The 7,373-nt window shown below is 72.6% G+C and carries 7 protein-coding genes and 1 pseudogene; 6 read left to right on the top strand and 2 right to left on the bottom strand.

Going from position 1 to position 7,373, the window contains the following annotated elements:
* Positions 1-656: pseudogene (locus tag ACFUVW_RS18075) on the bottom strand (hypothetical protein); the annotation flags it as partial.
* 188 nt (positions 657-844) lie between these two features.
* Between ACFUVW_RS18075 and ACFUVW_RS18070 the strand changes: the two are divergent.
* Together ACFUVW_RS18070 and ACFUVW_RS18065 are read left to right on the top strand one after the other, a co-directional pair.
* Positions 845-1,351, top strand: coding sequence for a YbjN domain-containing protein (locus ACFUVW_RS18070; protein ID WP_430572693.1), 507 nt, complete (start codon positions 845-847; stop codon positions 1,349-1,351).
* Positions 1,348-1,932 (top strand): YbjN domain-containing protein, encoded by a 585-nt coding sequence (locus tag ACFUVW_RS18065; protein WP_430572692.1) that lies wholly within the window; start codon positions 1,348-1,350, stop codon positions 1,930-1,932. Before ACFUVW_RS18070 ends, ACFUVW_RS18065 begins: the two co-directional genes overlap by 4 nt.
* Before the next feature lie 48 nt (positions 1,933-1,980).
* On the opposite strand, the gene miaB is transcribed toward ACFUVW_RS18065, so the two are convergent.
* Positions 1,981-3,633 carry a tRNA (N6-isopentenyl adenosine(37)-C2)-methylthiotransferase MiaB gene (miaB, locus tag ACFUVW_RS18060; protein WP_430572691.1) on the bottom strand — a complete coding sequence of 551 codons (1,653 nt, stop codon included), beginning with the start codon at positions 3,631-3,633 and terminating at the stop codon, positions 1,981-1,983.
* 189 nt (positions 3,634-3,822) lie between these two features.
* On the opposite strand from miaB, the gene ACFUVW_RS18055 reads away from it, so the two are divergent.
* The 4 genes from ACFUVW_RS18055 to ACFUVW_RS18040 all read left to right on the top strand — a co-directional run bounded on the left by ACFUVW_RS18055 (position 3,823) and on the right by ACFUVW_RS18040 (position 7,274).
* Positions 3,823-4,617: an amino acid ABC transporter ATP-binding protein gene (locus ACFUVW_RS18055; protein WP_430572690.1), complete on the top strand. Its 795-nt coding sequence runs from the start codon at positions 3,823-3,825 to the stop codon at positions 4,615-4,617.
* 76 nt (positions 4,618-4,693) lie between these two features.
* On the top strand, positions 4,694-5,554 hold the full coding sequence (locus ACFUVW_RS18050) for a glutamate ABC transporter substrate-binding protein (RefSeq protein ID WP_430572689.1): 861 nt from the start codon (positions 4,694-4,696) through the stop codon (positions 5,552-5,554).
* Between the two features lie 113 nt (positions 5,555-5,667).
* Positions 5,668-6,357 (top strand): amino acid ABC transporter permease, encoded by a 690-nt coding sequence (locus ACFUVW_RS18045; protein WP_430572688.1) that lies wholly within the window; start codon positions 5,668-5,670, stop codon positions 6,355-6,357.
* Entirely contained in the window at positions 6,354-7,274 is a 921-nt protein-coding gene (locus ACFUVW_RS18040) for an amino acid ABC transporter permease (protein ID WP_430572687.1), read from the top strand. The genes ACFUVW_RS18045 and ACFUVW_RS18040 overlap by 4 nt, the downstream gene beginning before the upstream one ends.
* Positions 7,275-7,373 lie beyond the last annotated feature (99 nt).

Raw genomic sequence — 7,373 nt, 5'->3', positions numbered from 1 at the left:
CAGACCCGGTACGAGGCGGGCAGGTGCTCGTGCCCGCCGGGGACGGTCGTGACGCGCCACGACCACCGGCCCGGCGCGACGGCGGCGTCCAGCAGGGCCGCGACCGCCGGCGCGAGGGGCGCGGGGCCGCCAGGTGCCGGGTCGGGCACGGCCGCGGCGCCCGGGGTCCCGGGCACGGCGCCCCCCGCGACGACGACCGCGCGGGCGCGGCGCAGCACGGCGAGCGCCTCCGCCGGCGCCTCGGCGGCGTCGGACGCCTCCACCACGACGACGTCCGGGGGCCCGTCGCGTCCCGCCCGACGCAGTGCGCCGTCCAGCGCGAGCAGCGCCACCGACGCCGGGACGTGCGCGGCGGGGGCGGCATCCGTCCCGGCCCAGGCGGCGACGTCGGGCGCCCAGCGGTCGGCGACGCCCGCCCCCGCCAGGGACGGACGCCGGCGGCCGACCCCGCCGTTCGCGCCCCGGGGCACGGGCGCCAGCACGGCGAGAGGTACGTCACCGTCCCCGGCCGTCGCCGCCGGCCCGGCGGACGCGGCCACCAGCCGGTCGAGGGCGTCCGCCACCGCGGCACGGACGTCGCCGAGGCGGTCGGCACCGCCGCCGGCACCGGGCACGAGCAGGGACGTTCCGGGCAGGACGACGGCGCGGGCTGGCACGCGCCCAACCTACCCTCGCCCCCTGCCGCCGCCCGGTCCGCCGCCCCGGTCGGTGGCACCTCGCGTCCGGCCCTCGGTGCGCGAGCACCACCGTGGGTGTCGACGTGTAGCGTGGACGGGTGAGGTTCTTCGGTTCACGCCGGGCAAGCAGGATCCGGCCGACCTCCGTCGGCCGGGACGACGAGCTCGTGGGCGACCTTCGCGACGACGAGCTCCACGACCGGATCGAGGGTCTGCTCGCCGACCACGTCGGCGCGGACGACGCGCTGGCCCCGTTGTCGCGCGACCGCGTGACGGACTGGCTGGAGCGGTCCGGATTCTCCTACTTCGTCGACTCCGACGGTGACGTCGGCGGGCTCTGGCACGGCTGGTTGTTCTACTTCCTCGTGCTGGGCGAACGGTCGGAGGTGCTCCAGGTCCGCGGCCAGTGGCACCGCGACCTCAGCATCGACCGCCTCGGCGAGATCCTCGAGCTCTGCAACGAGTGGAACGCCGAGCGGATCTGGCCCAAGACCTACGTGCGCGTGCGCGACGACGGCTCCGTCGTCGTGTGCGCGGAGGTCACGGTCGACGTGGGCAGCGCGGTCGGCGAGGCGCAGCTCGACCAGCTGCTGCAGTGCGGCCTCAGCACGGGGTCGATGTTCTTCGAGCACCTCGACAGCACGTTCCGCGACCCGCTGCGGGACGCGTCGTGACCGCCGCGGAGCGGTCCGGCGGCACCGCCCGCCGGCTGCTCGGCGGCGTCCGGCGCGCGGCGGACGCGGTGGGTCGCGCCGTGCAGGACGCCGGCGCCCGCGTGGCCGCCCGCGGGGAGCGCGCACCCGCGCGCCCGCGCGCCACGACACCGAGGCCGCTGACCCACGCCCGCGTCGCGGACGACCTGACCCGCCGCGGCTACCGGTTCCGCACCGACGACGACGGCGACGTGACCGGGACGTGGGACGGCAACCGGTTCTGGTTCCTGCTGCTCGGCGACCACGACGAGATCCTGCAGGTGCGCGGCCGCTGGGCCGGGAAGGTGCCCGAGGGCGCCCGACTGGCGGTGCTGCAGGCCGTGAACGACTGGAACCGCGAGCGGGTGTGGCCCAAGGTGTACGCCCGTCCGGAGGGCGAGGGGCTCGCGCTCTACGCCGAGGTGTCGGTGGACTTCGAGCACGGCGCCACGGACGAGCAGCTCGCCGCCACCGTGTCGTGCGGCCTCGTCACGTCGTCGCAGTTCTTCAGCACCGTGGGCGCGATGACCCCTGGCGGGCCAGGGCTCGACGACCAGTCCTGAGCCTGAGCAGCCCCTCCCTCCGGTGCCGGTCTGTGCCGGCCTGCGCCGTCAGCCCCGCAGCGAGGGCATCCCGAGCACGACCGGGCCGGAGGACGGCGGCGTGCCGTGGGAGTGCTCGTCCTCGCCCCCGCCGAGGCGCGCCGTCTCCCGCTGCGCCCACGCGTCGCCCGACCGGGTGCGGCGCACGGCGTACGCGCCGCCGTCGAGCACTGCGTCCGCCACGAGGAAGTGCGGCGCCGACCGCGTGACGCCCACGGTCACGACGTCGCCCGGGCGCGGCAGGCGCGGGTCGAGCGTCGCGGCGTCGGCGAGCCGCGGGTCGTCCAGCGACGCGGGGGCGCCGGCGAGGCCCTCCGCCCCGGCGGCGACGTCGTCGAGCAGGTCGGCGGGCAGCGCGAGGTGCACGAGCCGGTTGTCCGGCGCCCGGCCCGAGAGCCGGTGGGTGGCGCCGTCCTTCTTCCCCGCGCCCTCGGAGACGAGGACGTCGAGGGTGCGCCCGACCTGGCGGGCGGCCTCCTCGCCGGCGATGCGCTCCTGCAGGGCCAGCAGGCGCTCGAACCGCTCCTGCACGACCTCCTTGGGCAGCTGCTCGTCCATGGTCGCCGCGGGCGTGCCGGGGCGCGGCGAGTACTGGAACATGAACGCCGAGCTGAACCGCGAGGCCTCCACGACGCGCAGCGTCTCGCGGAAGTCCTCCTCCGTCTCCCCCGGGAACCCCACGATGATGTCGGTCGTGATCGCGGCGTCCGGCATGGCGTCCCGCACGCGGTCCAGGATGCCGAGGAACTTGGCCGACCGGTAGGACCGCCGCATGGCGCGCAGCACCCGGTCCGAGCCCGACTGCAGCGGCATGTGCAGGCTGGGCATGACGTTCGGCGTCTCGGCCATGGCCGCGATGACGTCGTCCGTGAACGCCGCCGGGTGCGGGGACGTGAAGCGCACGCGCTCCAGCCCCTCGATCGTGCCGCAGGCGCGCAGCAGCTTCGCGAACGCGCCCCGGTCGCCGAACTCGACGCCGTAGCTGTTGACGTTCTGGCCCAGCAGCGTCACCTCGACCGCACCGGCGGCCACGAGCGCCTCGACCTCGGCCAGGACCTCCCCCGGCCGGCGGTCGCGCTCCTTGCCGCGCAGGTGCGGCACGATGCAGAACGTGCAGGTGTTGTTGCAGCCGACCGAGATCGACACCCACCCCGCGTACACGGACTCGCGCCGCGTGGGCAGCGTGGAGGGGAAGACCTGCAGCGACTCCGCGATCTCCACCTGCGCCTCGGCGTTGTGCCGGGCCCGCTCGAGGAGCACCGGGAGCGCGTCGAGGTTGTGCGTGCCGAAGACGACGTCCACCCACGGGGCCTTGGACACGATCTCGCCGCGGTCCTTCTGCGCGAGGCAGCCGCCGACCGCGATCTGCATCCCGGGCCGGTCCGCCTTGATGCCGGCGAGCTGACCCAGGTTCCCGTAGAGCCGCGTGGCGGCGTTCTCGCGCACGGCGCAGGTGTTGATGACGACGACGTCGGCGCGGCTCGCCGCCTCGTCCTCGGCGGCGGCGCGCGTGTAGCCGGCCTGCTCGAGCATGCCGGCCATGTGCTCCGAGTCGTGCACGTTCATCTGGCAGCCCAGGGTGCGCACGAGATAGGTGCGCTGGCCGGACGGCTGGTCCGTGGGACGCGCCGACACGGCGGGGCTCTGCGTGGTACTGGACATCGCATCTAGGGTACGGTGCCCGACGGCCGGGCCCCGACGAGGCGACCCACCCCTACCGCTCGACGACCCCTGGTCGCCACCGTCGAGGACTCGGGCCCGCGTGCAAGGCGTGGGCACTGTTACTGAACCGTTGCGGAACCGGACAACCCGGTGCTGGTCGCGGAAACACCGAGTGGATAGGTTCGAGAGATGGATCACGGCGAAGCGACCACGACGACCGACCCTGCCGAGGCGTCGTCCTCCCTCGGTGCACCGCTCGTCGAGCTGAAGAACGTCAACAAGCACTTCGGCGACCTGCACGTGCTGCAGGACATCGACCTCACCGTGCGCCGGGGCGAGGTGCTCGTGGTCATCGGCCCGTCCGGCTCCGGGAAGTCGACCCTGTGCCGGGCGATCAACCGGCTCGAGACGATCGACTCGGGCGAGATCCGCATCGACGGCCAGCCCCTGCCCGAGGAGGGCAAGGCCCTCGCGAAGCTGCGCGCCGACGTCGGCATGGTGTTCCAGGCGTTCAACCTCTTCGCGCACAAGACGATCCTGGAGAACGTCACGCTCGGGCCGGTCAAGGTCCGCAAGGAGCGCTCGGGCGCCGCGAAGGAGCGCGCTCTCGAGCTGCTCGACCGGGTCGGGGTGAAGAACCAGGCCCAGAAGATGCCCGCCCAGCTCTCCGGCGGCCAGCAGCAGCGCGTCGCGATCGCGCGGGCGCTGGCGATGAAGCCCAAGGTGATGCTCTTCGACGAGCCCACCTCGGCGCTCGACCCGGAGATGATCAACGAGGTCCTGGACGTCATGGTCGCGCTCGCCAAGGAGGGCATGACCATGATCGTCGTGACGCACGAGATGGGCTTCGCCCGCAAGGCCGCGAACCGCGTCGTCTTCATGGCGGACGGCCAGATCGTCGAGGAGGCCGCGCCCGAGGAGTTCTTCACCGCGCCGAAGAGCGACCGTGCCAAGGACTTCCTGTCCAAGATCCTCTCCCACTGACTCCCTCCTGACTCACCCACCGACCCGGCAGGGAACCCGAACGGGACCGGCCTCGCACCGACGAAGGGTAAGAACCATGCGCACACGACACGTAGGTGCCGCCACTCTCGCCGCACTGACCGCGCTCACGCTCGCCGCCTGCGGCGGCAGCAGCGAGGTCGGCGGCGGTGGCGGCGGTGAGGAGACCGGCGGCTCCGGCGGCGGCGACACCATCAAGATCGGCATCAAGTACGACCAGCCGGGCCTGGGCTACCAGGACGGCAGCGAGTTCACCGGGTTCGACACCGACGTCGCCCGCTACGTCGCGGAGAAGCTCGGGTACTCCGAGGACCAGATCGAGTGGGTCGAGGCCCCGTCGGCCAACCGCGAGACCATGCTGCAGACCGGCCAGGTCGACATGATCTTCGCGACGTACTCCATCACCGACGAGCGCAAGGAGCAGGTCGCGTTCGCGGGCCCGTACTTCATCGCCGGCCAGGACCTCCTCGTCGCCGCGGACAACACCGACATCACCGGCCCCGAGACGCTCGAGGGCAAGAACCTCTGCTCGGTGACCGGCTCGACGTCGGCGCAGCGCATCAAGGACGAGTACGCCGAGGGCGTGCAGCTCGTGGAGCGGCCCGGCTACGCCGAGTGCGTCACCGCGCTCACCGCAGGCCAGGTGGACGCGGTCACGACCGACGACATCATCCTCGCCGGTCTCGCCGCGCAGGACGCCAACAAGGGCAAGGTCAAGGTCGTGGGCAACCCGTTCTCCGAGGAGAACTACGGCGTCGGCCTGCCGCAGGACAACGACCGCTGCGAGGACATCAACGCCGCGATCACCGAGATGATCGAGGACGGCTCGTGGGAGGAGGCCGTGTCGGCGAACACGGAGGGCACGGGCTACACCCCGAACGCCGACCTCAACCCGCCGACGCCGGACGCCTGCGCCTGACGACGCCGTCCGACCGTCCGCTCGGCACGTGGGGGGGCGTGCGCTGCCGCACGCTCCCCCACGTCCGTCCACCGCGGCCCTCGCCGCACCACCCCCCGGGAGGCTGACACACCGTGGGTGACTTCCTGTCCCAGTTCGGCGCGTTGTTCGCCGAGTACGACGTCTTCGGCGCGTACTGGGTCAACATCCAGCTGACGTTCTGGGCCGCGATCTTCTCGCTGCTCCTCGGCACCGTCCTCGCGCTCATGCGCATCTCGCCCATCGCGAGCCTGCAGTGGGCCGGCGCGACCTACGTGAACATCCTGCGCAACACGCCGCTGACCGTCATCATGACGTTCCTGTTCCTGGCCGTCTGGACCCAGCTGCAGATCACGCTGTCCGACGACTTCACGCAGAACTTCTTCCGCTTCGGCGTCGTCGGGCTGTCCGTGTACCACGCGGCGTTCGTGTGCGAGGCGATCCGGTCGGGCGTCAACACCGTGCCCCTGGGGCAGGCGGAGGCGGCCCGCGCGATCGGGCTGTCGTTCCTGCCTGCGGCCCGCCTGATCATCCTGCCGCAGGCCTTCCGCGGGGCGATCGCGCCCCTGGGCAACACGCTCATCGCGCTGCTGAAGAACTCGACGGTCGCCGTAGCCGTGAGCGTCTCGACGGAGGCGTCGACGCTGATGCGGGAGATGATCGAGAGCAACGCCAACTTCATCTACGCGATCTTCATCCTCTTCGCGATCGGCTTCGCCGTCCTGGTGATCCCCATCGGCCTGCTCACCACCTACCTCTCCAACCGACTGGCGGTGCGCCGATGAGCTCTCAGAAGTCCGTCCTCTTCGACGCACCGGGCCCGCGGGCACGCGTGCTCATCATCCTCGGCAACATCGTCGCGCTGGCGCTGGTGCTCTACGTCGCCTACCTCGTGGTGGTCGCGCTCGCGGACAAGGGCCAGTTCGCCGCCTCCCTGTGGCAGCCGATCTTCACGTCGGACGCGTGGCAGTTCTACTTCATCCCGGGGCTGCAGAACACGCTCCGCGCAGCCGGGTACGCCGTCGTCGGCGCCGTGGTCTTCGGCCTCGTCTTCGGCTCCGGTCGCCTGGCGCGCTCGCGGACGATCCGCTGGGTGAGCGGGGTCGTCGTGGAGTTCTTCCGCGCCGTGCCCGTGCTGCTCATGATGATCTTCTTCTGGCTGCTCCTCGGGTTCAACAGCGTCCCGGAGCCCGCCTTCCTGGCCGTCGTGATCGCCCTCATCCTCTACAACGGCTCGGTGATCGCCGAGCTGGTCCGCTCGGGGGTCGGCAACCTCCCGAAGGGCCAGTCCGAGGCGGGCCTGGCGGTCGGGCTCACGGGGGGCCAGGTGCTGCGGTCGATCCAGCTCCCGCAGGCGCTCATCGCCATGCTGCCAGCCCTGGTGTCCCAGCTCGTGGTCGTGCTGAAGGACACCGCGCTCGGGCAGATCATCGCCTATCCCGAGCTGCTGCGCGCCGCGCAGACCTTCGGCAACGGGAACAGCAACAACCTGCAGACGCTGACGATCGCGGCGCTGATCTTCATCGTCATCAACTGGGCGCTGACCGCCGTGGCACGGTGGCTCTCCCGGTACCTCAGCGGGCGCACGTCCGGCGCCACGGGGACCGGCCCCGGGATCGGCAACCCGACGGCCGTCGCCGCCGGCCCGTCGCGGGGGCCGGGCAACGCCATCGCCGCGACCGGGGACGCCACGGCGTCCTGACCCGACGGGCGCGCGGCCCCTGGCCCGCACCGGACACGCCGAGAGCCCCGGACGCTGCCGCGTCCGGGGCTCTCACGCGTGCGGTCGCGGCGCGAAGGG

This window comes from Isoptericola sp. NPDC057391, from assembly GCF_042668085.1.
In the GTDB taxonomy this organism is placed as follows: domain Bacteria; phylum Actinomycetota; class Actinomycetes; order Actinomycetales; family Cellulomonadaceae; genus Isoptericola.
The sequence above is the reverse complement of the archived record's forward strand: the minus strand, read 5'-3'. Positions and strand labels throughout refer to the sequence as shown.